Origin of the sequence: Candidatus Leptovillus gracilis (assembly GCA_016716065.1) — a bacterium.
Lineage (GTDB): Bacteria > Chloroflexota > Anaerolineae > Promineifilales > Promineifilaceae > Leptovillus > Leptovillus gracilis.
In genome coordinates, this window is sequence record JADJXA010000016.1 from 79,418 (window position 1) to 105,563 (window position 26,146).

24 protein-coding genes and 1 pseudogene are annotated in these 26,146 nt (G+C 54.6%); 14 read left to right on the forward strand and 11 right to left on the reverse strand.

What is annotated here, in order from left to right; translation table 11 throughout:
* Positions 1–83: 83 nt before the first annotated feature.
* The 3 genes from IPM39_24740 to IPM39_24750 are packed head-to-tail and all read left to right on the forward strand — an operon-like array spanning position 84 to position 4,496.
* Entirely contained in the window at positions 84–1,601 is a 1,518-nt protein-coding gene (locus tag IPM39_24740) for a response regulator (GenBank protein MBK8989232.1), read from the forward strand.
* Positions 1,591–3,390, forward strand: a complete 1,800-nt coding sequence (locus tag IPM39_24745; protein MBK8989233.1) for a PAS domain S-box protein — start codon at positions 1,591–1,593, stop codon at positions 3,388–3,390. Before IPM39_24740 ends, IPM39_24745 begins: the two co-directional genes overlap by 11 nt.
* A 23-nt stretch (positions 3,391–3,413) precedes the next feature.
* Positions 3,414–4,496 carry a response regulator gene (locus tag IPM39_24750; protein ID MBK8989234.1) on the forward strand — a complete coding sequence of 361 codons (1,083 nt, stop codon included), beginning with the start codon at positions 3,414–3,416 and terminating at the stop codon, positions 4,494–4,496.
* A 7-nt stretch (positions 4,497–4,503) separates the two neighbouring features.
* Here the strand turns inward: IPM39_24750 and IPM39_24755 are convergent, their stop codons facing one another.
* Together IPM39_24755 and IPM39_24760 are read right to left on the reverse strand one after the other, a co-directional pair.
* Positions 4,504–5,001, reverse strand: coding sequence for a hypothetical protein (locus tag IPM39_24755; GenBank protein MBK8989235.1), 498 nt, complete (start codon positions 4,999–5,001; stop codon positions 4,504–4,506).
* Positions 5,002–5,490: 489 nt separating this feature from the next.
* Positions 5,491–5,829 carry a hypothetical protein gene (locus IPM39_24760; GenBank protein MBK8989236.1) on the reverse strand — a complete coding sequence of 113 codons (339 nt, stop codon included), beginning with the start codon at positions 5,827–5,829 and terminating at the stop codon, positions 5,491–5,493.
* A 61-nt stretch (positions 5,830–5,890) separates the two neighbouring features.
* Here IPM39_24760 and IPM39_24765 point away from each other — a divergent pair, with 61 nt between their 5' ends.
* Positions 5,891–6,838 (forward strand): alpha/beta hydrolase, encoded by a 948-nt coding sequence (locus IPM39_24765; GenBank protein MBK8989237.1) that lies wholly within the window; start codon positions 5,891–5,893, stop codon positions 6,836–6,838.
* A 161-nt stretch (positions 6,839–6,999) separates the two neighbouring features.
* On the opposite strand, the gene IPM39_24770 is transcribed toward IPM39_24765, so the two are convergent.
* From IPM39_24770 to IPM39_24785, 4 genes are all read right to left on the reverse strand, one after another.
* Complete coding sequence (locus IPM39_24770) at positions 7,000–9,333, reverse strand: hypothetical protein (protein ID MBK8989238.1); 2,334 nt, start codon at positions 9,331–9,333, stop codon at positions 7,000–7,002.
* Between the two features lie 18 nt (positions 9,334–9,351).
* Positions 9,352–9,510, reverse strand: a complete 159-nt coding sequence (locus IPM39_24775; GenBank protein MBK8989239.1) for a hypothetical protein — start codon at positions 9,508–9,510, stop codon at positions 9,352–9,354.
* Between the two features lie 128 nt (positions 9,511–9,638).
* Positions 9,639–10,661, reverse strand: coding sequence for a hypothetical protein (locus tag IPM39_24780; protein ID MBK8989240.1), 1,023 nt, complete (start codon positions 10,659–10,661; stop codon positions 9,639–9,641).
* A 9-nt stretch (positions 10,662–10,670) separates the two neighbouring features.
* On the reverse strand, positions 10,671–11,225 hold the full coding sequence (locus IPM39_24785; GenBank protein MBK8989241.1) for a hypothetical protein: 555 nt from the start codon (positions 11,223–11,225) through the stop codon (positions 10,671–10,673).
* Between the two features lie 153 nt (positions 11,226–11,378).
* On the opposite strand from IPM39_24785, the gene IPM39_24790 reads away from it, so the two are divergent.
* The 9 genes from IPM39_24790 to IPM39_24830 all read left to right on the forward strand — a co-directional run bounded on the left by IPM39_24790 (position 11,379) and on the right by IPM39_24830 (position 20,266).
* Complete coding sequence (locus IPM39_24790; GenBank protein MBK8989242.1) at positions 11,379–11,615, forward strand: hypothetical protein; 237 nt, start codon at positions 11,379–11,381, stop codon at positions 11,613–11,615.
* A 92-nt stretch (positions 11,616–11,707) separates the two neighbouring features.
* Positions 11,708–14,431 carry a hypothetical protein gene (locus tag IPM39_24795; protein MBK8989243.1) on the forward strand — a complete coding sequence of 908 codons (2,724 nt, stop codon included), beginning with the start codon at positions 11,708–11,710 and terminating at the stop codon, positions 14,429–14,431.
* A 45-nt stretch (positions 14,432–14,476) separates the two neighbouring features.
* Entirely contained in the window at positions 14,477–14,854 is a 378-nt protein-coding gene (locus IPM39_24800; GenBank protein MBK8989244.1) for a hypothetical protein, read from the forward strand.
* Between the two features lie 186 nt (positions 14,855–15,040).
* Positions 15,041–15,421, forward strand: coding sequence for a winged helix-turn-helix transcriptional regulator (locus IPM39_24805; protein MBK8989245.1), 381 nt, complete (start codon positions 15,041–15,043; stop codon positions 15,419–15,421).
* A 528-nt stretch (positions 15,422–15,949) separates the two neighbouring features.
* Positions 15,950–17,824 carry a TRC40/GET3/ArsA family transport-energizing ATPase gene (locus IPM39_24810; protein ID MBK8989246.1) on the forward strand — a complete coding sequence of 625 codons (1,875 nt, stop codon included), beginning with the start codon at positions 15,950–15,952 and terminating at the stop codon, positions 17,822–17,824.
* 121 nt (positions 17,825–17,945) lie between these two features.
* Positions 17,946–18,818 carry a DUF488 domain-containing protein gene (locus IPM39_24815; protein ID MBK8989247.1) on the forward strand — a complete coding sequence of 291 codons (873 nt, stop codon included), beginning with the start codon at positions 17,946–17,948 and terminating at the stop codon, positions 18,816–18,818.
* A gap of 29 nt (positions 18,819–18,847) precedes the next feature.
* On the forward strand, positions 18,848–19,678 hold the full coding sequence (locus tag IPM39_24820; GenBank protein ID MBK8989248.1) for a hypothetical protein: 831 nt from the start codon (positions 18,848–18,850) through the stop codon (positions 19,676–19,678).
* Positions 19,679–19,734: 56 nt separating this feature from the next.
* Positions 19,735–19,977, forward strand: coding sequence for a zinc ribbon domain-containing protein (locus IPM39_24825; protein MBK8989249.1), 243 nt, complete (start codon positions 19,735–19,737; stop codon positions 19,975–19,977).
* Entirely contained in the window at positions 19,970–20,266 is a 297-nt protein-coding gene (locus tag IPM39_24830; GenBank protein ID MBK8989250.1) for a hypothetical protein, read from the forward strand. Before IPM39_24825 ends, IPM39_24830 begins: the two co-directional genes overlap by 8 nt.
* An 82-nt stretch (positions 20,267–20,348) precedes the next feature.
* Here IPM39_24830 and IPM39_24835 read toward each other — a convergent pair whose 3' ends face one another.
* From IPM39_24835 to IPM39_24850, 4 genes are all read right to left on the reverse strand, one after another.
* Positions 20,349–20,981: a response regulator transcription factor gene (locus IPM39_24835; GenBank protein ID MBK8989251.1), complete on the reverse strand. Its 633-nt coding sequence runs from the start codon at positions 20,979–20,981 to the stop codon at positions 20,349–20,351.
* A gap of 22 nt (positions 20,982–21,003) precedes the next feature.
* Positions 21,004–22,221: a sensor histidine kinase gene (locus tag IPM39_24840; GenBank protein ID MBK8989252.1), complete on the reverse strand. Its 1,218-nt coding sequence runs from the start codon at positions 22,219–22,221 to the stop codon at positions 21,004–21,006.
* 136 nt (positions 22,222–22,357) lie between these two features.
* On the reverse strand, positions 22,358–22,924 hold the full coding sequence (locus IPM39_24845; protein ID MBK8989253.1) for an ABC transporter permease: 567 nt from the start codon (positions 22,922–22,924) through the stop codon (positions 22,358–22,360).
* Entirely contained in the window at positions 22,903–23,094 is a 192-nt protein-coding gene (locus IPM39_24850) for a hypothetical protein (protein MBK8989254.1), read from the reverse strand. Before IPM39_24850 ends, IPM39_24845 begins: the two co-directional genes overlap by 22 nt.
* Positions 23,095–23,223: 129 nt before the next feature.
* Here IPM39_24850 and IPM39_24855 point away from each other — a divergent pair.
* Positions 23,224–24,579, forward strand: a pseudogene (locus IPM39_24855) (transposase).
* A 203-nt stretch (positions 24,580–24,782) separates the two neighbouring features.
* On the opposite strand, the gene IPM39_24860 reads toward IPM39_24855, so the two are convergent.
* The gene (locus tag IPM39_24860) at positions 24,783–25,694 is read right to left on the reverse strand and encodes an ABC transporter ATP-binding protein (GenBank protein ID MBK8989255.1); all 912 of its coding nucleotides are present in this window, start codon (positions 25,692–25,694) and stop codon (positions 24,783–24,785) included.
* Between the last annotated feature and the right edge of the window lie 452 nt (positions 25,695–26,146).

Here is a 26,146-nt window from a genome sequence, read left to right on the forward strand (position 1 = left end):
CATGGTCGTAGGGCGATTTCATAAATCGCCCAGAGAACGATTTGTAAAATCGTTCACCATCTAAATTAACTGTAGAGAAACAGATGCTAACAACCAGTAAAATTTTGATTGTAGATGATACGCCAGCCGCCTTGGAAGTGCTGGAGGATTTGTTGGCGCCGCAAGGTTACGCCCTGCTATTTGCGCAAGATGGGGTGGCGGCGATGGAAACGGCCGTTTCCCATACCCCAGACCTGATCTTGCTAGATGTGATGATGCCCGATGTAGACGGTTATCAAGTATGCCGCCAGCTTCGGGCCAACCCGGTAACGGCGGCCATCCCCGTGATCATGATTACCGCGCTCAGTGATTCGGCTTCCCGCTTGCGGGGGATAGAAGCTGGCGCAGATGATTTTTTAACCAAACCCATCAACACCCATGAATTACGGCTGCGGGTTAAAACCATTACCCGCTTAAATCGTTATCGCCGTTTGGTGGCCGAGCGCACCAAGTTTGAGTATGTCATTAACCATGCCTCCACCGGTCATCTAATTGTGAATCAGCAAAACCGGATCATATTTGCCAATCCCCAGGCGCAGCGGTTTCTGAACAAAGCGATGGAGGAAGATACCCTTGCTGAGGCGCAGCATGATTTTTTCGCCGTCGTTCAAGAATCATTCCGCATGGAACCTGAATATGCCTGGCGAAACTGGCCGGAAGAGGCGCCCGCCGAGACGCTTCGTTATCTGGTGCGGTCGGAAACAAAATGGCTAAAAGGCCAGTGGCTCAAGGTACAGATTTTTAGCTACGAAGCGGATAACGAAATCAATTGGTTGATCAACCTGGAAGATGTCACGCAGCAAATCAGCGATATTCGTGATATGCGCAGCTTCAGCCAAATGGTTAACCACAAACTACGCACGCCGCTCATTGGCTTAAGAAGCAGTCTGGAAATCCTGAACAATTGGCAGGATAAACTTAACGCCAACGAAGTTGATGAACTCATTGAAATTGCGCAGCAAAGCGTCAAGCGGCTGACAGATCAAATTGAGGATGTGCTCAGTTATACGCACATACCTATTTTGACACATGGCAGCGAACGATTCTATCCAGGACAACTGCCTGAATTAATTGAGCGTGTCGCCCTCAATATGGGCATGAACACGATTTACGTCTTGCAGCCAGAGTTTGTTCCCGCCCAACCCATGACCATTTCTGAAGATTTGCTGGAGATAGTTTTGTTCGAACTTTTGGAGAATTCGCAAAAATTCCATCCGAAAAACGAGCCTGTGGTGGAGGTGATTCTGACCTATGAGGATGCGTATGTGCTGCTGACGGTGAGTGATAACGGCCGTTATTTGCCACTGGAAGAATTGGATAAGATATGGATGCCGTATTATCAGATAGAAAAAATATTTACCGGCGAAGTTCCCGGCATGGGTTTGGGGCTGTCTACGGTTGCCTCATTGATTTGGCAGGCAAATGGGCAGTGTCGTATTTATAATCGGACCGATCAACCAGGGCTATCAGTAGAGTTGAAAATTCCATTATTCTGTGAATTGAACGCATGTCAACGCCTGGAGGCTGTCGCATTAACAGGGGAACAGCCCTATGTTGACTGATGCGCAGGATGGGGTGGCTGTTTTGAACAGGCGAATAGGCAACAAAAAAGGACACAATCTGCTTCCTAAAACCAAAGCTGCTGTTATTCCTGTCGAAAAGTATTGTGCCTTAGTGGAATTAAGCGCGGATTTTACTTTTATACTAAACCTGGAGGAAAACGGCCGTTATGTCATCGAATGGTTGTCCGAAGGCTTCGCCAACGTAACCGGCTATACCCCATTCAACCTGCCAGATACCACCAGCATCATCCCTACAGAAAGCGAGACATTTATCAAAGACGCCCTGGAACAATTAAATCCAGGCGAGATAAGCAATCTTGAATTCGCCATCCAAACCAAAACAGACGAGACTCGTTGGCTGCAAGTTCGGATGTGCTGCCAACTTACCCCCGACAACCCCAAAAAGCAGATCTTGGGCGCCGCCAGAGACATCACCGAACAAAAACAAATACAATTAGAGCGAGAAAGTTTAAACCATAAACTGCAATTATTAAACGACATCAAACAACTCCTCTTAGCCGCCAATTCGCTAACCGAAACATTACAGTCTGTTTTATGCCTGCTAAAATCCTTAATCCCCTATACGAATGGCGATATCATCGAATACGATTGGCTGACTGAAGAACTGCACATCATTGCCTCAACAACCAAACAACATTCCCCATTAGTCCATGAAAACAGACTGCCCCTTTCTTTTGTAGACTACCCCCGCTCCCCTTCCTGGCATGAAGTCATCTACATCCCAGATCTCGCCAAACGCCTAGATCTTTCCCCTTTTCAGCAGATACAACGAACCGATGGCATACGCAGCCTCATGGTGGCTCCCCTTTATAATCCTCAAACCTTGTTAGGCTACATCAATATTGGCTCAAATGAGCCGGACGCATTTTTACCCTCTCAGCACACCATCTTTTTAGAAGTGGCCCACTTTATCGCCCTACGTATGCAGCAATCTTACTTAAAACACCAGCAAACAGACCACGCCTGGCAGCTTGAAGCCCTGGTGGAACAGCGCACCGCCGATCTCAAGGAACTCGTGGATCGGTTGGCAGAATCCAACCGCATTAAAGATGAATTTCTCGCTGCCATGAGTCACGAACTGCGCACCCCGCTCCACATCATCCTGGGCAAAGCTGATGTGTTGCAAGATGGCGTATATGGGCCCCTTAACCCCAAACAGCTAAGAGCGGCCGTAGTCATTCGAGAAAATGGCGATCGTTTGCTTCAGTTGATAAACAATTTACTGGAAATATCTCACCTTGATACAAATCAGGTTGATTTATCCATTACCCAGGTAGATATTCAACTTCTCTGCGCCCAACTCATCATCGCGGCGCGTCGTTCAGCCCAGAAAAAACAAATCGAAATCGAATTTGAAGCATTGGTACAACCCATCATACTGGCCGCCGATGAGACACGCCTGGAGCAAATCCTGTTAATTTTATTGGACAACGCGCTGAAGTTTACGCCAGAAGGCGGCAAAGTTGGCCTGGATGTAACCGTCAATATGGACCAGTCAGTCATCCATTTTGCAGTGTGGGATACGGGCATTGGCATAGATTCAGACCTTATCGATCTGATATTTTTACCTTTTAAACAGGTGGACGGCCGTTTATCCCGAGAATATGGCGGCGCCGGGCTTGGTCTGCCACTCGCCTACCGACTCACCCAACTGCATGATGGTACCCTGTCGGTTGTCAGCGAAATAGGCCAGGGCAGCCGTTTTACTGTGTCCCTGCCCCTAAAATTTGTCAATACTATCGAAGAAGAAAAACCGCTTACAGGTTAAACGGTCACTTAAGGAAGTTAATTTTGCGCAAATCTGTTATTGCCATCGTAGATGATCATGAAGAAGTCCGTGAATCTTTCGCAGATTCCTTGTTAAAAGAGGGCTATGAATTCTTGCTCTTTTCAAACGGCAAAGCGTTGTTGTCTTACCAGACTGGCCCCATGCCCGATGTGATCCTGTTGGACGTTATGATGCCCGATATGGATGGTTTCACCGTATGTAAACTGCTAAAAGCCCAAGATAAGTGGCGACACATACCCATCATCTTAATCACTGCCTTGAACACCCACGACTACATCGTCCGAGGGTTGGAAGCTGGTGCGGAAGAATACCTGGTTAAACCTGTTAACACAGTTGAGCTGCGGGCCAGAGTACGTTCTATGCTGCGCATAAAACAACAACACGACGAATTGCAAGAAATATTATCCCAGCGGGAAAGACTTGCTAATATGATCGTCCACGACATGCGTCAACCCATTAACGTGGCTCTCATGCGTGGGTATCTTGTAGAACAAAACACCAAACTATCTGAACCCGACCGAAAAAATATAAAAATCATTGCCTCGCAGTTGAGGCGGCTGGAATCCCTGGCAAACGATATTTTAATGGCCGCTAAAATGCACCAGGGGAAATTTATCATTCAATTAAAAGAAGTTGATTTGAAGCAGATGATTTTAAACGCCAATCCTGATTATATGTTTCAGGCGGAGGCAGTTAACATCGAATTATCTTTAGAACTCCCAGATCAAGCCTGCGTGCTTATGCTGGATAAAAATCTCATTCTAAGAGTGTTAGATAACTTGCTCACCAATGCCCTCAAATTTTCGCCGGCCGAAAGTCAGGTAAAGATTCGGCTGACCCGTTTGGCAGAAGATCAGTCACCCCTGCGTGCCCGGCTGGAAGTGATTGATGGGGGTCCCGGTGTGCCACTCGAGTATCAAAACTTTATTTTTGATGAATTCGAAATCATTGAAATGCGCGGGAAAAGAGGGCCACAAATAGGGCTGGGATTAGCTTATTGCAAAATGGCCGTGGAAGCGCACAACGGCGCTATCTATGTGAAACCCAATCAACCACAAGGTTCAATTTTTGCAGTGGATCTCTAGCTGTATCTCAGCCCATAGAGATAAAGCCACAAAAATAAAATAACATACGGAAGATTGGACAAATCTCGTTCCCAAACGCTGTTATTATGAATGAGAAGCCAGTAGTTTTGATTGTAGACGATGATCCGGCAGCCAGGCAGGCGACGGAAATGCTGCTTCTACGGCAAGGGTATGCGCTGTATCTTGCCGCGAATGGCGCGGAGGCGTTGGCTTGTGTGTCGGCGGTAATTCCCGTCACGTCTATTTGCTCGACGACCGCGCCCGGTAAATTGACCTGGACTGCCATCGCGTTCCGGCTTTGCACCTTGACCTGGAAACTGGTCGTCTCAGCGTCGTCGCTAACGTCTGCCACCTCTTTTAGGGCCACGGCCTCGGCCACAATGCCGCCCAAGTGCTGGTCGGGGCGTGCATCGGTCGGGATCGTGACGCTGAAGCGAACCTCCCGGCTTTCACCGGCAGCCAGCGTTAAATCGTTGGCCGCCAGAGTGATCCAAGAACCGGTCACTTATCGCGGATCATCATACATAAGAAAAACGGATCCTCCTGTTTGCCCTGTTGTCATATCCACGGCGTACAGGCGAAACGTTCCGGCTGCTGTTCCGGAATTAATCACCCATATGCTGTTTTCGAGCGTGGCGCCGGATTGACCCTGGAGGATATAGTAGGATTTGTTTTGTGGCGCTGCCTGAGAGCTGACAATCTTTAAGGAAAAGTTTGCCCCTTCATCGGCAAAAACGGCCGTTACGCACCGGCCGCTTAAAAAAGAATGATTCCAAAATTAAAAAGGTGAAGTAAATTTTTCATACGCTTTAACAACCTTTTAGATGTTTCAATAGCAGGTAACATGATAAAGAGCTGGCAGGAAAATTCCTGCCAGATCCTAAGCGTACTTGCAGGTTGTCGGAAAAGTAGAAATGGAAACACGGATGACACGGATTTAACCGATTTACACCGATTTTCTGGTGATTTATCCGTAAAAATCCGTCGAATCCGTTCAATCCGTGTACCTATCCTGAGTTCTCCGACAGGCTGCTAGGATTTGATCCGTTCCATTCAAAATCCCGCTGAAGGAAAGGGCTTGTGTCGCAACTAAAACCAGCGGAGCGCCTGTGATCGTCGTTGTACCGGTTTCTGTGCCATCTTCAGCAAAACTGGGGGAAGCGGTGGTTAGGGCTAAAACCCCAACGAGGGCTAAAATAACCCAAAAGGATGGTCTGTGGTTTGTACGGGTGTTCTTGTTGTTAAATATCTCCTTGTCTAAAATTGGTGTAGAATGCACGGGCGAAGAGGAAAGAAACCATGACACAAAAAGTGACCGTTGATTTTCACCCATATACCTTTACCCAGGACTTTCTGAATAGCTATATCCCTCACGAATAAGGAGTTCCGATCCGATGCGCCGACGCAACATTGCTCTGTTGGTTGTTCTGCTTCTGTTAACAGGCTTCGTCATCATCCCCTTTGCCATCCCCCTTAACGAGGATGGCGTAGATCCGCGCCAACTGGCCGGGCCAGACGGCGCATTCATCACCCTACAAGGGGTCACTGTCTATTATGAAACGCTGGGTGAGCCGGACGCGCCGACGGTCCTCTTCATTCATGGTTTGTATGGTTCCACCGCCTCCTGGCGCTACAACATGGCCGACCTGGCGGCGGCCGGGTATCGGGTTATCGCCTATGACCGCCCTGGGTTTGGCCTGTCGGACAAAGCAGCCGACTTTGATTACGCCCTGAACAACCAGGTTGACCTGGCGCTGGCCTTGTTGGATGCGTTGGGGGTGGGAGAAACGGCCGTTGTCGGGCACAGCGCCGGAGCCAAGACGGCCGTCGAACTGGCGCGGCGTCAGCCGGAGCGGGTGACGCAGTTGGTCCTGGTGGACGCCCTGACGACGGCCGGCGGGCCGCCAGCTTTTGTCGGCCGGTTGGTGGAACTGCCGCCGGTGTGGCAGTGGGCGCGGATCGGGCTGCAAGCCTACTTCACGCGGCAGAATCTAGAGGCGTCGTTAGGCAGCTTTTACGTGAACCCTTCCTTTTTAGAGGAGGCGGATTATGATGCCTACTGGCGCGCTTTCCAGACGCCGGGTTGGGACGTGGCGCTGCTGGCGCTGACCCGCGACAGCGCCGGGGAACAAATGCGCGAAGAGGATTTGCGCCAGATCACGACCGATACGCTGCTGCTGTGGGGCGAGCAGGACGCCACCACGCCGCTGGCGCAGGGCGAAAACTTGGCGCGGCTGCTGCCCAACAGCGAACTAGTGGTCATTCCCCAGAGCGGGCATCAGCCATTTGAGGAGCAGGCCGAGGCGTTTAACACCGCACTGTTATTGTTTTTGCGGCGTTGAGCCGGATTCTTTCCAGGAAAAATATCTTCGATTATAGATTATTGAGGGGTGTGGTTCATTTCAGTTACGCTTTGTGTAGGCGGATTGGCAAAGATACATCCCGCCTGTCTCGCCCCTACCTGCTCAACTCATTTGAAACACACCCATTTTCATGGTGACAGTCATTCAGAGATGGGGGACGTTATGGGCACGGCCGTTTGGCCGGGATTAAAGCCGATTTCATCCAGGTAGACAGCCCCGGCTTCACGGCCGTCAAACAGCAAACGAATCCCACGCAGTTGATCTGGCTGGAAAGATGGGTTGGCTAACTGAAAAGCAGCCAGCGGCAGCGTGTAGGTTTGCAACACCACTTCCTCTGGCGTGATGTCGCCGGGGAAACCGTTCAACCCATATAACCACGCCGCTTTGACCAGGTGAGCGGGCAGGGTGGGCATCATGGGGGCAAAGTTGCTCAGGGGCAAGCGGGTGGGCTGGCTAACGGCCGTTGCCAATTCCACCCACACTTCGCCCACCGCCGGCTCACCGGGGACACTGGCCAGGGCAAACGTCAGGTTGTGCGCCGGCGACAGGCCCCAGCCGGCCACCTTCTCCTCCGGCAGAGTGAGTGTATAACCGGGCTGCGCACCGGCGTCCCAGGCCAGATGCAGCGCTTTATTGCCCTGGTCGGTCTGGTCGTCGCGCAGTTTGAGCGTTTCTACTTTGGCGTAGGTCATGTCCTCAGCCGCAGCTTCGGCCCCGGTCAGTTCGGTGGCGGCCAACCCCGCGCTGCCGCTGTTGGTGTCCACCGGGATGAATGACGCCTCTTGCAGCTGCGTCGCCACAATGCCTGGCGGCAGCCAGTTGGCGGCGGCCGCCGGATTGCCAAAAACAGCGCGATAGTCAGCTTCATCGCGCAGGGCCGCATTCAAGAAGCTGGTAATCATCACTTTAGCCGCCTGTTCTTGCGCCGCACCGGTGAGCAGCGGGGCGCGGTTGAGCAGCAGCGAGTTGTACAATCCGCGATCCTTATTGCCCCATACACTGTTGAACTGGCCGTGATTGGCCTGGTAAACGTAGGCCAGCGCCTTAAAGCCGGTTGGGTTTTCGTAGAAACGCGCCCGGTTGTACTGCTGCTGCCCGTAGAGCATAAACGTGTCGCTGTCATGCCCACCCGCCAGCAGCAGGTAGTTGGCGTGATCCAGAGTCGGTTTGCGGCCGCCCGGCCCGGCATATGCGTCCGACGGGGCGATGCTAACGATACCGCGAATGCCAAAACCGAACTCCTGCGGTTGCGAGACGGCCGTTACTGGTTCCATCGTTTGCCAGTTCAAATACTCCGCCCAGGCCACCGCCTCGCCGCCCCGCGAATGGCCGATGAGGGCGATGTGGTCCATATCTATTTTGCCATTGAACGGATTGCCCGGCGTCTCGTACCAACTTTGCCACTGTGTTACATGTTGCAGCAGCAGCCAGGCGCGCAGCGGCATTTCCTCAAACTTGCCGTCAAAGAACAGCAGGCCATTGAGAAAATTTTCGTCTATCGAGACAGCGATGTATCCCTGGCTGGCGAGATGCTCGCCCAGGTAGGCGTAGCCGGGTTCAGAGTATTCACTCATGGCGTGGTTGCCATGCACGATAAGAACAAGCGGGAATGGTCCCGCGCCTTCGGGATACCAGACCAGGCCGTTGAGCGGCAGTTGGCTGAAATCGAAGCCCCAATACCAGCGGAAATAGGCGCTGACCAGGCTGCTATAGCTGCTGAAGATACGCGACCCGTCTACGGTTGGGGTGATGAGGCTGGCGTCCGCGCCATATTCGGGACGACGGCCGTCCGCGCCGCTGCCGTAGCTGAGGGTTTGCACGGTGTAGGGGCCGGGCTGACCGGGATTGTCCAGGGCAAGGGTGGGAGTAACGGCCGTTTCCGGCAGCGCCGTCACGTACTCATCAAACCCAGGATAGAGTACCCAGACAGTAAAGGCCAGGAAGAGAAAGATGGGGATGGTGATGAGGGCGATTTGGGCCGGGCGGGAACGGCCGTTCATCCGCGCCAGGGCCAGCAGCATCACCGTGAAGCCAGTCAGGACGATGGCTATTTCACCGACCACCGGCAAAATAATGGACTGGAAAAAGCTGTCCGGCCAGAGCAGATCTCCGGCAATGTAGATGAATGCGCCAAAAATCCGGCCGACCGACACGGGCGGGATTGTTTGCAGCGCCTGCGCGCCCCAGGCAAAGTGGGTCAGGCGGCATAAAAGGCCAAGTACCTTCCACAAGAGAATCGCCAGCCCTTCTCCGGCAAAGAGGATGGCAAAGCCGAGGAACCCCATCACCGCCGCGCCAATGACGCGGGGTACGCCGAGAGAAACTTCCAGCCCCATCAGGGCGGAGACGACAATGGCCCCAGCCGTCACGCCGCTGGCAAAACTGCGCAGGGCGATCAGCCAGGCAGACGGCCGTTGTGAAGACACTGCCGCCGGGGTCGCATGATCAGCTAAAGGAACAGCAGGCGTTGTCATAGGCAAAACACCTCGTGTTTATTTCGTGGTCTGGCGGCTGCGCCAGAATTTATAGATGGCAAAGGCCACCAGTAACAGAACGGCCAGCATCGCCGAAATGGGCGGCGCAATTATGGCCGTAAACAGCACAAAAAGCGCTGCAATGATACTGAGTGTACTTTCTTGTTTGTCGTTCATTATAGTTTCTCCTGATGCAAGCTAGTGCCCAAAGCATATTGGTAACCAACCATCGCTGTACTCTATCTTTGGTGACGTTCACCAAACCATAACCTAAGATAGAGGCATAGGGTGGTGCTTTCTGCTGATTAGTTGAGCGTCACGGACCCCAGGGAAATGTGAATCGTCAGGTCCACGCGGTCTGGCGCGTTTTCATATCCGGCCGTTTGCCAGACGTTTTCCTGACCATCCATCTGGCGCAGCCCGGCGTTGTTGGCGTTGAAGCTGCCCAGGGCACGATCCAATTCAACACGCAGCGCCATGCCTGGTGGCAAGCGCAAGGTAACAGACCCGGCATTCACGTCCAGGGTGATGGTATGACGGCCGTTTTCCGGCAGCGTGATCTCCATCGTGGCCGCGTTGGTGGCCAGGTCCGCGTGGTAATCGCCGCCGGGCAGCAGCAGTTCCACGTCACCAGCGTTGGCCGCCAGCGTCAACGACTCGAGCTGCAAATCGCGCAGGTCGAACAGCGAACGGCCAGCGACCGCTTCCAGCTTGAGCGCTGCCGGGACGCTGCCGTTTAGCCCTAACTGCCAGCGGTTGCTCTCGCCATACTGCTGCCAGTATTCGGGCAGGAACACCCATTCCTCGCTCTGGTTCTGTGGCGCCAGCCTGACGGATGCCCGGCTGCCGGTAACGCGCGTATCAAACAGGTAATCATCCTGGTAAGTGATAGTCCCGGCAATCAGATCGCTGCTGTCGGCCAGCGCGGACAGATCGGCACCGGGCGGGCCGATGATCAGGTCGTAAACGGCCGTTTCCACCCCGTTCGCCCTAAACTCAATCGGCTTTGTCTGCCAATCACCCATTTCCACCCGGCTGCTGAAGGGCGTTCCGCTCAGGCCATTGAGCAGCACAAAACCGAACAACAACACCGCCGCCAACCCGATGCCAGCGCTAAACAGGGAAGCATACGGCCGTGGCGCCTGCAAAGCCAGCACATTCACCCCCAGAAAGATGAGCAGCAGCGGCCACAAACGCAGGACGTCCAGCCAATATAAGTCTGTTACCGGATTCAGACGGTTTACCAGAAAGAACAAGCCAATGGAGATGAGGGCAATTGGCCCAAACAGAGAAGTGTGCCGTGGTTCACGGCGTGACAGTTGCGACATCTTTCCCCCTTACGCTTTGCGCCAGCCACCACGCAGATTGCGCAGCAGCAAGAAAATACCCAACACAATCAGCAGCAGCGGCAGGCCGTAACTGCCCAGGCTGTGCCCACCGACGCCGATGAATAGTTCAAAGAAAACGGCCGCTACGACAAAGATGATCAGCCCAACGCGGATCAAATCCTTCCCCGTTTGCACCAGCTCGGCGCGATCTTTGATCGTTCCCAGCAGCCACAATCCCAGACCAGGTCCTGTTGGCACGACCAATGCCCAGGCATAAGACCAACTGGCCCACCAATCGGTGAGGCTTTGGGCAAACAGGATGACGCCCACCATGCTGACGATGCCGCTGACAATGGCCAGCGCCTTTGCCGTTTCTCCTTCCAGGGACAATGCGCCCAAAAACAGGAACACACCAGGGATAATGATGGTGAAGGGCCACAGATAGATGCCCAGGTGAATGTCGAAGAGTTGACCGACCAAAAAGGCAATTCCCAGGAGGACCAGCAGCACGCCGACTGGCATGTTGCCTCTCATCATGGTTTCCGATTTCGTTTGCTTTTCCATTTTCATTTTCTCCTTTTATCAGCGAAATGCTCATTCTTTACCGCACAATGAAAAGGATAACGGCCGTTACCCCCTATGTCCTCTAACTTTGGTTACGTTCACCCAAATCATAACCTAAGATAGTGGCTGCCGACCTTCATTATCTACTGGCTTATGCCCTTAACTGCTTATCGCATCTTGATGGTTTGGGTCTATCAAAACAGTGACAGCCTGCCGCTCATGCAAATTATGCACGCCTTTTACAGCGGCACATTGGGCGTTGTGGGGCCAACCACCCCGGTCGAAGAAGGTCTGCTCTGGAAAGCGCTTTTTGCGGCCGTGCTGTGGATGATACTGACGATAGTCGTCATCCGCTGCGGCGGCGGGTTGTCGCGGCGACAGCAGGGATAATCACTGTCTCTGCGTGACATTTATCACTTCTCTTTTGCAAGCGGCTTCATGTATCATGTATCCTGGAAAAGTAGGGTTTATTCCAGGATGAAATGATGATGCGAGAGCAGCCAGACACAGTATCCGCCCCGCCTCCCTCACCAGACGCCACAATGCTGATGGAGAGTCCCCTGCTGCATACCAAGCTGCGCAGTCCTGGCGCTACGCCCACCCTGCTGTCTCGCCCCCGCCTCAGCAGCCAACTGCACCTGCAATCCAATGGATTCCTCACCCTGGTTTCGGCCCCGGCGGGCTTTGGCAAAACGACGCTGGTGACAGATTGGCTGCGCCAGCAAAACCGGCCGGCGGCCTGGTTGACGCTGGACGAACAAGATAACGATCCCGTTCTCTTTTGGCGCTATCTCATCGCCGCTTTGCAAGTGGTTGACGAGCGTCTTGGCCTACGGGCGCTGGCGGCCCTGGGCACGCTGGCGCGAGTTTCGCTGGAAACGGCCGTTACCTATCTCCTCAACGACATCGTCAGCCATATCCCGGCCGACACAATCCTCACCCTCGTTGTGGACGATTTCCACTGGATTCACAGCGCCGCCATATTTCAGAGCCTCAACTACCTGCTCCAGCACCAACCGCCACAGCTCCACCTGGTGCTGCTCACCCGCGCCGACCCGCCGCTGTCCCTGGCCCGCCTGCGGGTAGCCGGACGGCTGGTAGAACTGCGCGCCGCCGATCTGCGTATGACGCCGCCGGAAATGGCCGCGTTTCTGAACCAGGTCATGGCCCTCGATATTTCCGACGACACTCTGGAGCTGTTGGCGCAGCAAACCGAAGGCTGGCCCGCCGGCTTGCAGTTGGCGGCGCTCTCGCTGCGCCAGCGGGGCGCTGTAGAAGCGGCGCAGTTGGTGCAATCCTTTGCCGGGGTCAGACAGCACGTATTTGCCTATCTCATGGAAGAGGTGTTGACCCACCAACCGGATGAAGTACGCCAATTTTTGCAGCAAACGGCCGTTCTGCCCCAATTTTCCGCGCCCCTGTGCACGGCCGTGACCGGCCAGACCAACGCCGCGCAGCGGCTGCGCCAGCTAACCGCCGACAACCTCTTCATCACTCCTCTGGATAACGCCGGGCAGTGGTATCGGTATCACCCGCTTTTTGCCGAGATGCTGCGCGCCAACCTGGATGAAGCCGCCCAGCGCGACTGCCAGCGGCGCGCCGCCCTGTGGTATGCCGCGCAGCAGATGATGCCCGAGGCCATGCGCAGCGCCCAAGCGGCCCAAGATTATGACCTGATGGCCCAATTCCTGACCCAATCCTACAAAACCTTTTTAGGACAGGCTTTGTTGGTCTCCTTGCAAAAATGGCTGGCCGCTTTGCCAGACGCTTACCAGACGCCGCGCTCACGCCTGGCGGCGGCCTGGTGCCGCGTGTATGAAAGCAATGAAGCCGAGCTGCAGCAGATCGTCGCCGCCATCAGCGCGCAGTCGCCTGAACTGGATGAACCATTTCAAGGCGAGATTCTGGCGGTGAGAGCGATTTACGCCTCTCTGTACGGCCGACTCAACAATGCCATTCTCTGGGCGACTGAGGCCATCACGCTGATTGCTCCTGAAGATCATCTCAGTCTGGCGGCGGCTTACCAGGCATTGGGCAACGCCTACCGCCATCAGGGGCAGTTGGATGCCGCTTTAGCCGCTTACGGCCAGACCCGGCAGCATTTTGAGAAACTGGGCAATGTTTTCATGGGTCAACTGCCGCTCTACCGCACGGCCAGCATTCAAATTATGCAGGGACGAATGAAGCAGGCGTGGCAAACGTATGAATCCATCCGGCAGCACGCCCAATCTGCTGGTTACGAACCGTTAATCATGACGGGCGAGGTTTATGGCTATCTCAGTGATCTGTATTGGGAATGGAATGACCTGGAAAAGGCAGAAGCGTATGCCCGGCAGGAGATTGAGCTGGGGCAGTCCGGCCACATGCTGCTGTCATTGGTGGATGGCTACCTAAGGCTGGCAGCGGCGGCTGATGCGCAAGAGGACGAAGCGGGCGCGCGGGAAGCGCTGGGGTTGGCGCAGGCAACGGCCGTTCAATTTCAATCGGCGTCTATGTCAGCGCAGGTTGTTATGCACCAGGCCCGCCACGAACTGGCCTGGGGCAATCTGACCGCCGCCAGCGCCTGGGCCGATGGGTACACCGGCCAGCGGGATGAAGGCGTTTGCCCGCTTACCCCCCTATCGGCACAAACAGCCGACCTGCTGCTGGCGCGCATCCGCCTGGCGCAGGGCGAAATGGCATTGGCATTAAATTTGCTACACGAAATCTTGCCTCAATTCGAGGCTGCCGGCCGTATCCGTCTGGTGGCCGAGGCCAATGTGGTGCAAGCCCTGGCCTGGTCCGGCCAAAAACAAGATGCCGCCGCCCAAAAAGCGCTTATCCGCGCCCTGGCGCTGGCACAGCCGGAAGGCTACATCCGCGTGTTTGTGGAAAATGGCCCGGTTTTGATCCCCTTGCTCGACCAGGTGCGCCATCTATTCCCAGATTACGTCTCCCAACTGCTGAACGCTTTGCCCGCCAGCCCGGCGGCCGGCGCAACCCCTTCGCTCTTACTCGACCCCCTGACAGAACGGGAGCAGGAAATCCTGGCCCAGATCGCCCTGGGACAGTCCAACCAGCAGATCGCCGAGGCGCTGTTCATCAGCGTGGGCACGGTGAAAGGCCACGTTAACCACATTCTTAGCAAATTGGACGTGAAGAACCGCACCCAGGCACTGCTGCGCGCCCGCGAACTGAATCTGCCGGACATACATAGCCAATCATAACTTTGGTTAGGCGACAAACGCCGGCGCAAGTTCTACACTGGGAGCATGTTAGAACCACTACGACACCACGTCAGTGAAGCGTTAACGGCCGAATCGTCGGCGACTTTATCCACAAACGGCCCCGGCGGCATTCAGGCTGGTTTTTTCCCCTGCGAGGCAGATGGCCTGACTTTGTACCTGCTGGTTCCGGCAGCCTCCGATGTGTTGTTTAACCTGGAAGCGGAAACGGCCGTTGTCGTCACCACCCCCCACTGGCAAATGGAAGGCGAAGGTGAAGTTCTCCCATTGGGGCAGGCGCCGCAAATGCTCCGCCTGCCCCGTCTGCCACAAGCTGCGGGTTGTGCGCTGGTCGCCGTGCGCTGTCAACGCCTCCATCTGAACTGGTCAGTAGGCTGGGGCTACCGCGAAACAATTGATGTCTGAGCCTGGCGAGTGACTGGTAGTAGGTCCAGTGCAAAAATGTGCTGCAAGCTGCAAAACCGCTGCCTGATTCTGGCCCCTGCCATCATCACGGCGCTTGCAGTACCCATTACCCGTTCAACAGCCCTTGACCGTTTATTCATTCGCGGATATACTTCAATTAAATTTGAACTATTGTGCAAAAGAAAAATGATTGATGTAAATCCACCACCTATTGCCCTGGAGCGCCTGACCGAACAATTGAAAGCGCTGGCGAACCCCAAACGCCTGCAAATGATCCATTTGCTGATGGAAGGGGTGCATTGCAACTGCGAATTGGGCGAAGCGCTGGACATGGCGCCCAACTTAATCTCGCACCACATGAGCATCCTACGAGATATTGGACTGGTGGAAATGGAGCGAGATGCGGTTGACGGCCGTTGGGTCTATTTTTCGCTCAATGAAGCGGCGCTAACCGCACTCAACCAGGATTTTGGCGCGTTTTTTGCCATGGCGCGCATCAAACCGCGCCGCCCGACTTGCGGACCGCAAGGTTCGGTTGTGTCCATGAGTGAAATTGCCATCGGCTGATTTTTTTTGCCCAATTAGTTCAAAAATATTTGAAGTAGACTATATTTTGCAAGGACAACACCATCATGACCGATTCCATTTCTATTTTTAATTCTGTCCCCACAACGGCCGTTGGCGAAAAAAATAACACCAACAAAACGGCCGTTATCGAACTATTTGATCCCCCCATGTGCTGCCCCACCGGTCTGTGCGGGCCATCGCTGGACCAAACGCTGCTAAACGTCAGCGAAATGATTATGACCCTGCAAGCCGAAGGCACGACTGTCGAACGCTACCAGATGACCAGCCACCCGCAAAAGTTCATGCAAAACAGCGACGTGATGCGCCTGGTGCGTGAACAACAGATGGCCGCGCTGCCGATAACGGCCGTTCACGGTCAGGTCATCAAAGTTGGCGCTTCCCACCCTGAAAGAACTCCGCGCCGCCCTCAACGGCTCTGTCACCCAATAAAACTACACAGAGACACAACAAGACAAAGCGCTTCTTTGTCCCTTTGTGCCTTTGTAATAAATTCCCAAAGGAAACCCTATGAACACCCAATTTATCTTCTTCTCCGGCAAAGGCGGCGTGGGCAAAACCAGCATGGCCTGCGCCACGGCCGTGCGCCACGCCGACGCCGGCCAACGCACCCTGATTATCACCACCGACCCGGCGGCCAATTTAGCCGACGTGTTTGAACAACCCATCGGCCATCACATGACGCCGCTGACCGGCATCGCCAACCTGTGGGCCATGGAAATTGATCCCGACACAGCCACCGAAGAGTACAAAGAGCGCGCGCTGGCCCCTCTGCGCGACATCTTTCCCGCACCGATGGTCGAAGTCATTAACGAGCAAATGAGTGGCCCCTGCACCGCCGAAGTAGCCGCCTTCGACCGCTTCACCGACTTCCTGGTGCTGGACAACGAAGCCGATCAGCCGGTAGAGTTTGACGTGATCGTCTTCGATACCGCGCCCACCGGCCACACCATTCGCCTGCTGGAACTGCCGGCCGAATGGGCCAACACCATCAGCGCCGCCGAACAAGGCAGCGGACAGACTTGCATCGGGCCAGCCGCCGCCATCCAGAGCGCCAAATTCAAATACGAACGCGCTTTGGCGATTTTGCGCGACCCGGCGCAGACGCGCTTCACCTTTGTGCTGCACCCGGAAGCCATCGCCATCCACGAAACGCGGCGCGCCATCGGCGAACTGGGCAAACTGGAAATCCACACCCACGAGCTAATCATCAACGGCATCATCCCGCCGGAAGCCACCGACAACGCCCTCTTTGCCGCCCGCGCCGAGATGCAGGCGGGCTACCTGACCCAGATAGAGCGCGACCTGCCCTACCCGGCGCGGCGCATGTTCCTGATGGATGGCGAGATTAAGGGGATTGAGCGCTTGCGCACCGTTGCCGCTCTGCTGCACGGAGAGGAAACCAACCCCTTCAGCAGCAACGGCCACACGGCCGCCAACGGCCACACGGCCGTTCCCGCCCCTTTCATACTGTCCCATCCAGCCGAATTGATGCCGCGCATCCTGCCGAACGGCCATCGCCGCACCATCTTCTTCGCCGGTAAGGGGGGTGTGGGCAAGACAGTTGCTTCCTGCGCAACGGCCGTTTGGCTGGCAAATCAGGGCATCAAAACCTTACTGCTCACCACTGACCCGGCTGCCCATTTGGGCAACGTCCTGGGTGAACCGGTCGGCGACGAACCGGCGCCGTTGGTCGGGCTGCCCAATTTGTGGGCGGTGAAAATTGATCCCAAAGCGATGGGTGAAGTGTACAAAAAGCGCATCCTCGACGACGCCCGCCAGCGCGGCCGTCCCGAAGGGGCGATCAAAGCCATGGCCGAAGAGTTGGACTCCCCCTGCACCGAAGAGATCGCCGCCTTCGACCGCTTCATCGAATTTGCCTCTGATGGACCGTGGCAGAGTGTCGTTTTTGACACCGCGCCCACCGGCCATACCCTGCGCATGTTGGAACTGCCGATGGACTGGAGCAAGCAGATAGACGTGAAGGCGTTTGCCTCGGTGGATACGGCCGTTGCTGATGACATCGCCAAACAACGTTTCGCCGATGTGATTGACATGATGCGCCGCCCGGAACGCAGCACCTTCGCCTTTGTCATGTACCCGGAATCCACGCCCATCATCGAGGCCTACCGCGCCAGCCAGGAATTGGCGACGCTGGACATTCCCACCGGTCTGGCCGTGGCTAACTTCGTCATTCCCGAAGAGCAGGCCGACACACCCTTCACAAAATCTCGCCGGGCCATGCAGGCTGGCTACCTGGCGGAAATCCAGGAACGCTTCGATACGCCCGTGCTGACCATCCCCCTGCTGCCGCAGGAGGTGCAAGGGCTGGCGATGCTGGCCGAACTGGGCCAACAGATGTATGGGAAACCAGTGATGACTTAAGAGAATTTCCCAGATTGGTCCAAGATTGGGCCAATCTGGGAAGGCCAATTCGATATACAAAACATGCGTTCTGTTTGCTGATGGACTATAATAAACCAAAATTTCAAGGATATAGACAACCATGTTTTATCGCCAGAAATTATTAGTGGCTCTGATTGAAATAAGTGGTGGCTCCCTTCCTAATACTGATTTACAAAAATTACTCTTTTTGTTTTGCCAGGAAACAGGTCAAAACTACTACGATTTTTTCCCCTACAAATACGGTCCTTTTAGCTTCACCTCTTACGATGACAAGCAAAAGCTGACTAACAAAGGGGTGTTAAAAAAAGGCGATTCTTTTGTGCTGGCTGCTCCATCTTCCTATTTAACACAGTTGAAGAAAAGTGATGTTGCTGCTTTACAGCAGCTTATGATCCGGCATAAATTGCGCGGCAGCGCACTTGTACACCAAGTATATTTGGCATACCCACAATATGCTGCCCGCAGCCATATTGTAGATAAATTATTAACGGAACAGGAGAAAGACTATATATCTTCTGCTTGGGATAAAGAAACAATATCCACACTATTTACTATTGGCTACGAAGGCAGCAGCATTGATGATTACTTACACCGCCTACTATTTAATAATGTTCAAACTTTGATAGATGTGCGCCGCAATCCAATCTCTCGTAAGCATGGTTTTTCCCAAAGACAGCTACAACAATATACCGGCAAGGTAGGTATTCGTTATGTACATTTGCCAGAATTGGGAATCGCTTCTCATCTCAGGAAAAACCTCGTAGACCAGGATGACTATACAGTTCTTTTTGAGCAATATAATCAAGATATACTGCCCCAACAAACAGTGGCATTGGCAAAAATCACACACCTGCTCCAATCTGATAAACGCATTGCTTTAACCTGTTTTGAAGCGGATCCCTGCATGTGCCATCGTCACAAAATTGCCCAACAATTAGAAGCAGGGATTGATTGCCCTATTGTTCACATTTAGGAGTTTGGTTCATGTCTCTCCCCGTTGAAATTCCCCAAGCCCGTGTTCTCATCACCGTCAAAACATATCCCAACCCCTCCCCAAAATACGACGAGTTAGTCTGTAACGCCGGGTTTTTGGAAAGTGGCGAATGGGTACGCATCTACCCCATAAAATTCCGCGCCTTACCTTATGAACAGCAATACAGCAAATATAGTTGGATTGAATTGGATTTGGTTAGGCGAAGCCAGGATTTGAGGTTAGAAAGTTACAGCCCTAAACGAGGAATTGATGAAGAAATCAAAACTGTTAGGCAGGTATCCACCGGTAAGAAACAAGATTGGCGCGAACGGAAACGATACGCCTGTCGTGAAGTATTCACCTCAATGACCGAGCTAATCGTTTTAGCTAAAACAGCAAATGTTTGGAAATCATTGGCAACCGTAAAGCCCAAGGAAATTGTCAAATTTGAAGTTGAGGCAGATGAGCGTGATTGGAAGCCACAAATACGCGATAGCTTAAGACAAATGAGCTTGTTTGGCTCACCATCATCTCAAGGCCGCGAACTAAATGTGGTACAAAAGCTACCCTACAAGTATTACTATCACTTTCTTACCGAAGGGGATAACCACCCCCGGCGGATGATGATAGAAGATTGGGAAATTGGAGCGCTCTATTGGAACTGTCTGGCCCAAACAGAAGGTGATGAAGTTGCCGCCAATAATCTTGTGCGCCAAAAGTATGAAGAAGAATTCTCGAACAAAGATCTTCACCTTTTTGTAGGGACAACACTGGCAAATCACATCAGAGCGCCTAATCCGTTTGTTATTATTGGTGTGTTCTATCCACCTGTAATACAACAATTAGGGTTTGATTTCTAGCGCCAAGTCATCTACCAAGTATGAAAACAACAAGTTGATGAAGCGGAAAAACGATTATGCCGATGTACGATTTTCGCTGTACACAATGTGGACATCCGTTTACTGTGCGGGCATCGTTCCAGCAGAAGGACGCCGGATTACAGCCGGAATGCCCGGTTTGCCATTCAATTGAAACGCAGCAGGTGTTGACGGCCGGTATTTTTATCGGTCAGGCGGCGGCGAAGGGAAGCAGTATGCCCCTGCCGATGATGAGCGGCACAACTTGCGGCTGTGGTTCCGGCGGGTGCGGCTGTGGTTAAAAGCACAACCATCCAAATCATTGGCGCGCCGGTGGCTTGCGCCGATGGCGTCAAGGATACCTGGCGCGAAATGGCCGGCTGGCTGGCGGGAAAACTGAGGGCACGATATGGCACGGCCGTTACCACCACCTACCACGACCTCTTCGACCCCGACTGTCCACCCCTGCCGCCAGATACACAACTCCCGCTCGTACTGGTTAACGGCGAACTGCTGACCAGCGGCGGCAAGCTCTCCATGCCGGTTATTCGACGCCACCTGGATGCGCTGGGCGTTCAGCCTGAACCGTAGATTGCTGATTTTGACTGTCAAGAATGTTGTCGTCTGGTCGTTGGGCGCAGGACCGCGCCAATCTTCCGGCTCTCAAAGAAAATCACAAACGAATAATACCGCGCTCCAAAGCCACCCTCACCGCCGACATGCGGTCGCCAACGCCCAACTTCTCAAAAATGTGAATAAGATGGGTCTTAATGGTGGCCGTGCTGACATGCAGCGCCTTGCCGACCTGCTGGTTGTTGTTGCCGGCGGCCACCAGTTGCAGCACCTCAATTTCGCGGGCGCTGAGGTTTTCTTCGGCCGGGGCGCGCATCCGGGTCATCAGGCGGGCGGCCACAGCCGGCGCCAGCACCGATTCCCCCCGGCTGGCAGCGCGCACGGCGCGAAACAACTCTTCGCGCGGCGTATCCTTGAGCAAATAGCCGGTCGCGCCGGCTTCCACCGCCCGCACGATGTCGGCGTCGCTGTCGTAGGTGGTGAGGACGAGGATGTTGGCCGACGGCCGTTGCTGTTTAATCGCCTGAATCGCCCCCACCCCATCCAGACCCGGCATCCGCAAATCCATCAGCACCACGTCCGGGCTTAGGCGGGCATCCAGGGCCACCGCCGCCGCGCCATCGGCGGCCATCCCGGCCACCGCCATGTCTGCCTGCCCGGTTAGCATCCCGGCCAGGCCCTCCCGCACCACCGGATGGTCGTCCACAATCAAAATTTGAATTTGCGCCACCATGACCTCACCTCTTCTTCAATCTCTAACCCTGGTTGTTCACCGGAATCGCCACCGCCACCGTTGTGCCGGCGCCGCGTTCGCTTTCTACTTCCACCGTGCCGCCCAACTGCGCCACTCGTTCGCGCATCGCCGTTAAACCAAAACCGCCGGAGAGGTCGGTGGGCGCGGAACCGGTGAGGCCGACGCCGTCATCGGCCACGTCCAGCGTGACCACGTCGCCCATGTAGGAAAGCGTCACCTGCACCTGGTGGGCCTGGGCGTGCTTGCGCACGTTGGCCAGCGCTTCTTGCGCCGCCCGAAGCAGGGTGATGTCGAGATCGGGATGCAAGGTCAGGCTGTCGCCGGTGATAACGGCCGCTGCCTTCACCCCCGTCTCTTCCTGCCAACGCGCCACCAGCCGCTCAATCGCCGCCGGCAGAGATTGCTGCGCCAGCAAATCCGGGCGTAAATCCTGCACTACCTGACGCGCCTGTGTCAGGCTGGCGCGGGCCGTTTCCCGCGCCTTGTTCAGGTGGTAATGCGCCTGCTCCGGGTCCACTTCCGACGCTTGTTCGGCAGCTTCCAGGTGCAGCACAATGCTGGTAAATCCCTGAGCCAGGGTATCGTGGATTTCGCGGGCCAGCCGTTCGCGTTCTTGCAACATGCCCTCGCGCCGCTCGGCGGCTGCCAATTCCGTCTGGGTGCGCTGCAGCTGTTCAATCAAGATACGCCGCTGTGCGCTTTGGCGAATGATGGCGTAAATCCAGACGCCCATCAACATGGCGCCGGCCGTATACCCAACCCAATACAGCAGCCCGACGCCCCACCAGTCTGGCGGTCGGCCGCTGCTGACAAAGTTATCATAGGCGGCCAGGCTGTTGATGAACAGAGTCATCAGCAAGGCCGGGCCAATGGGCAAAAAGATGTAGACAAACGGGACCAGCCCGGCGAGCAGGAAGTAGAAGACGGGATCAATGCGCACCAGCAAGAACCACAAAAGAACGCCGAGCGCTACGATGGGGGTCGTGATGAACGGCCGTTCCCGCAAGCGCCAATGGACCATGCCGTAAAACAAAACCGCCTGCCACAGCCCTAAACCCAGTCCCAACAGGAGGATGCGGCTCTGGGCGGCGGCGTTATCCGGGTCGGTCAGCCCCAGGCTGACGACCAGGAGCAGATTGATGTGGTAAACGGCCGTCCACAACCAACATGTCCGTTCCCAAATGTCACGTTGTGCTATCGGGGATGATTCCTGTTTCATCGAAAAAAGCTTTTTAGCCGCGGAGAGCGCAGAGAGCGCGGAGTTTTTCTCGGGAGATTCTTGCTCTCCGCGTCCTCCATGCCCTCCGCGGTTAGTTTTTCAGTGATCTCACTATTCCCTGCCAGTTTAGCAGCATCTACTCCCAACGGAAAGTTTGCCGCGACACGATGATGCCGACGACTAGCAGCCCAATCACCACTGCCAGCGACGTCAGATTCCACGTGCCCTTGAGCCACAATTCTTCCAACAGCTTCACCACATGAGTCAACGGGAGAAATTCCGAGAATTTCTGCACCGATTCCGGCATGATCTGGCGCGGCATGGCCGCCCCGGAAAGAAAAAGCATGGGGTAAAACAAAGCCATTCCCACCGCCTGCGCGGCGCGAGGTGTGGGCAGTACGCCCGCCAGCACAAAGCCAACGGCCAGAAAACTGAGACCGCCGAGCAGTGCGGCCGCTATCAGCCCCAGCGATGCTTCTGGCGGCCGCAAATCGTAGACCAGGAAGCCAGCCGTCACCAGCAGCAGCGCGCCGAAGGCCGTCATCACGAGGTTGACGGCTACCTGCGACCAGAGAATGGTACTGGACGGCAGAGGGGTGGCCTGCAAACGGCGCAGCACCCCTTGTTCGCGGTAGGTGGCGAGGGCGATGGGCAGGCTGAGCATCCCAATCGTGCCGATAATCATGCCGATGTAGCCAGGCACAGAAGATCAATAGAACCAAAGCCGCCCAGAATTTCCGACGGTTCGTTGCCATAGATGCTGCCAAAGATGAACAGCAGCATCAGGGGGAAAGCCAGGGTAAAAAATGCGCCAATGGGTTCACGGAGTTGTAATTTCAATTCAGTCCAGGTCATTTGCCAAAAGGTTTTCATGAGAAATCTCCTACGAAAAGAGCGAGAGCTAGAGCGAGAGCGAGAGTCTAGAATGGCTTCTTCCTCTAGCAGCTTGTCGGAGAAGATACGTTTCTCCGAACAAAAATGATTTCGGTGTAAACTTTGGGTATGGCAAGAAAATTCAGAACTGCTGATTACGAAAAGACCCTGGACCTGCAAATCACCTTGCGCGATGTCCTGCCACCCGACCATTTGGCTCGCTTCATTGTCGCTGTCGTCGCCCAGCTTGATTTGGGATCATGTATAGAAAGTATAGCGAGCAGGGTGCGCCACCATACGCCCCGGAAGTGATGTTGGGATTGCTGTTCTACAGCTATGCCAGCGGCGTATTCAGTTCGCGCAAGATTGAACGCGCCACCCATGAGGTGATTCCCTTTCGTTTCATTACCGGTGACATGCACCCCGACCATGACACGATTGCGGCTTTCCGCCAACAATTTCTGGCTGAACTGAAAGAGTTGTTTGTCCAGATACTGTTGATTGCCCAGGCGATGGGCTATTTGCAATTGGGTAACGTCAGTCTGGATGGCAGCAAAATCCATGCCGATGCGTCCAAGAGCAAAAGCGGTCAGTTACCAGCGGCTGTTGGCTATCGAAGCCTATCTGCAAGCCGAAGTCGAGGAGTTGTTCACTTTGGCTGAAGTTGCCGATGGAGGACAACTGCCCGAAGAGATGAACATTCCCGATGAGATTGCCCGACGCCAGCAGCAATTGGCGCGGCTGGCCGAAGCCAAGAAGGTGCTGGAGGAACGCCCAGGCCCGGTATGAAGCCGAGCAAGCCGAATACGAGGCCAAGATGCAAGCCCAGGCCGAAAAAGACCGACCCACAGGGAAAAAAGCCGCCGGGCAAACCACCGCAGCCACCCACTCCAGGACCCAGAGATAAAGACCAGTACAACTTCACCGACCCCGAATCGCGCATCATGAAAAACGCCACCAACAGCGGCTTTGACCAACATTATAACGTCCAGGTAGTGGTTGACCATGACAGTCGTCTGGTAGTGGGCAATTGGTTGTGTGACCATACCAACGATAAACAGGCCGCCCTGCCAACTCTCGACACCGTACCACCAGTCGTGGGTCAGCCGAAAAAGGTCAATTTGGACACCGGCTATTTCAGCGAAAAACAACATCGCCAGCTTGGAAGCGCGCGGCATTGACCCTACATCGCCACCGGTCGCAGCCCACACCATCAGGGTTGGCGTGCCTTTCCTGGACAATCCAACCCGCCACCCAATGATGCTTCCGTCAAAGAGCAAATGGCTTACAAACTACCAGACCACCCTCGGCAAAGCCACCTACCGTTTGCGCAAATCGACGGTTGAACCGGTTATCGGTATCATCAAGGAAACCTTGGGTTTCCGTCAGTTTTCTCTGCGAGGCCTGGTTGCTGCCGGTGGCGAATGGACATTGGTTTGTCTGGCTTACAACTTGAAACGATTGCATACCTTGCAGCTTGCTTGACGGAGCTGTTATTGCCCCCTGCCTGATGCCCGAAAACGGGCTGTAAAACCGTGCAAAATTCATGGTAATGAGGCCAATATGAGTTGCAAACTGCTTGTCTTGATGCTTTGAAATCGTTATTTGTCTATCATCGGGCCTTCAGAAGATATTTTTCCGACAGCCTGCTAGCTCTAGCTCTAGCTCTCGCTCTAACTTCAGGTTTGTCAATCCCTGATTTTACGGCCGGTGAGCACCAGGAATACATCTTCCAGGTTAGCCTGCTCAACGCGCAGGTCCAGGGGGGTCTCGTTGTGGCTGTTCAGGGCGGCGACGACGTGGCTGAGCAGTGGGCCACGGCCGTATACGGTGATTTGTCGGCCCTGCTGTTCTACCTGACTGACGCCGGGCAACGGCCGTAACACCGTCGCATCAAAGCCATTCTGGCTGGTAAAACATACCCGGCTGCCCGCCTGCAAATTCTGAATGAGCGCCTGCGGCGTGTCATGCGCCACCACCTTACCGCCATCAATGATGAGCAAATGGTCGGCCAATTCCTCGGCCTCTTCCATAAAATGCGTCACCAGAATCACTGTTTTGCCCTGTTGCCGGATGGCGCGCACGGCGTCCCAGGTCGCCCGGCGCGCTTGCGGGTCCAGCCCAGTCGTCAGCTCGTCCAGAAAAACCATTTCCGGGTCGTTGAGCAGCGCCAGGGCGATGAAAAGCCGCTGCTGCTGGCCGCCGGAGAGTTTGCCAAATTGGGCGTTGCGTTTTTCGGCCAGACCCCATGTTTCCAGCAGCGGCTCCCAGGGCACGGAACGGCCGTAAAACGTGGCAAACAAGGCCAGCGCTTCCCAGACCTTGATGCGATTGGGCAGCGCCGCCTGCTGCAACTGAATGCCGATGCGCTGCTTTAATTCGCGGCCCTGTGTCTGTGGGTTCAGACCTAACACCCGAATCTCGCCGCTGTCCGGCCGACGCAGGCCAATGACCGATTCCACCATCGTGGTTTTACCGGCCCCATTTGGGCCAACGATGCCAAAAATTTCGCCCGGCTGCACGGTGAAGGAGATGTCGTCAACGGCCGTTACCGCCCCATACGCCTTCCGTATATGCTGCACATCTATCACATTTGTCATGGGTACACCTCTAAATTCTGAATAAACCGGCATGGTTCATCGAGCAAAATATCATCTTTACAAATTTACACGGCATTGTCATGCTGAGCGGAGTCTTCGGAGCGAAGCATCCCGCTCCCGCCAGAGGAGGGGGATGCTTCGGGGGATGCTTCGGCTTCGCTCAGCACAGGCTCTCAGCATGACGCGCTTTCTTGCCAAATTTGTAAAGCACATATCGCCTGGAATGAACCATGCCAATAAACCGCTTTGTCAATATGATTTACAGCATAACAGAGCGGGCTAGAGTTGTGATCCACCAGACAGTAGATTGTGCGAAGACAAGGGGTTGATTCTGGCGTTAGCCAGATGACGAAAAGAGATCAACCATCTGGTTGACTCCAGTGCCAGGTATTGTGCTTGAAGAGGAAGCGTCAACTGACGAGGGTTTTCTTGGCTGTGCGTATACAGGAGGG

Excerpts from the sequence above, each read along its gene's own strand:
- IPM39_24740 (MBK8989232.1), top strand. The coding sequence starts at position 84 with ATGCTAACAACCAGTAAAATTTTGATTGTAGATGATACGCCAGCCGCC.
- IPM39_24745 (MBK8989233.1), top strand. The coding sequence starts at position 1,591 with ATGTTGACTGATGCGCAGGATGGGGTGGCTGTTTTGAACAGGCGAATA.
- IPM39_24760 (MBK8989236.1), bottom strand. The coding sequence starts at position 5,829 with ATGGGTGAAAATCAACGGTCACTTTTTGTGTCATGGTTTCTTTCCTCT.
- IPM39_24765 (MBK8989237.1), top strand. The coding sequence starts at position 5,891 with ATGCGCCGACGCAACATTGCTCTGTTGGTTGTTCTGCTTCTGTTAACA.
- IPM39_24770 (MBK8989238.1), bottom strand. The coding sequence starts at position 9,333 with ATGACAACGCCTGCTGTTCCTTTAGCTGATCATGCGACCCCGGCGGCA.
- IPM39_24775 (MBK8989239.1), bottom strand. The coding sequence starts at position 9,510 with ATGAACGACAAACAAGAAAGTACACTCAGTATCATTGCAGCGCTTTTT.
- IPM39_24780 (MBK8989240.1), bottom strand. The coding sequence starts at position 10,661 with ATGTCGCAACTGTCACGCCGTGAACCACGGCACACTTCTCTGTTTGGG.
- IPM39_24785 (MBK8989241.1), bottom strand. The coding sequence starts at position 11,225 with ATGGAAAAGCAAACGAAATCGGAAACCATGATGAGAGGCAACATGCCA.
- IPM39_24790 (MBK8989242.1), top strand. The coding sequence starts at position 11,379 with ATGCCCTTAACTGCTTATCGCATCTTGATGGTTTGGGTCTATCAAAAC.
- IPM39_24795 (MBK8989243.1), top strand. The coding sequence starts at position 11,708 with ATGATGATGCGAGAGCAGCCAGACACAGTATCCGCCCCGCCTCCCTCA.
- IPM39_24800 (MBK8989244.1), top strand. The coding sequence starts at position 14,477 with ATGTTAGAACCACTACGACACCACGTCAGTGAAGCGTTAACGGCCGAA.
- IPM39_24805 (MBK8989245.1), top strand. The coding sequence starts at position 15,041 with ATGATTGATGTAAATCCACCACCTATTGCCCTGGAGCGCCTGACCGAA.
- IPM39_24810 (MBK8989246.1), top strand. The coding sequence starts at position 15,950 with ATGAACACCCAATTTATCTTCTTCTCCGGCAAAGGCGGCGTGGGCAAA.
- IPM39_24815 (MBK8989247.1), top strand. The coding sequence starts at position 17,946 with ATGTTTTATCGCCAGAAATTATTAGTGGCTCTGATTGAAATAAGTGGT.
- IPM39_24825 (MBK8989249.1), top strand. The coding sequence starts at position 19,735 with ATGCCGATGTACGATTTTCGCTGTACACAATGTGGACATCCGTTTACT.
- IPM39_24835 (MBK8989251.1), bottom strand. The coding sequence starts at position 20,981 with ATGGTGGCGCAAATTCAAATTTTGATTGTGGACGACCATCCGGTGGTG.
- IPM39_24840 (MBK8989252.1), bottom strand. The coding sequence starts at position 22,221 with ATGAAACAGGAATCATCCCCGATAGCACAACGTGACATTTGGGAACGG.
- IPM39_24850 (MBK8989254.1), bottom strand. The coding sequence starts at position 23,094 with ATGAAAACCTTTTGGCAAATGACCTGGACTGAATTGAAATTACAACTC.
- IPM39_24860 (MBK8989255.1), bottom strand. The coding sequence starts at position 25,694 with ATGACAAATGTGATAGATGTGCAGCATATACGGAAGGCGTATGGGGCG.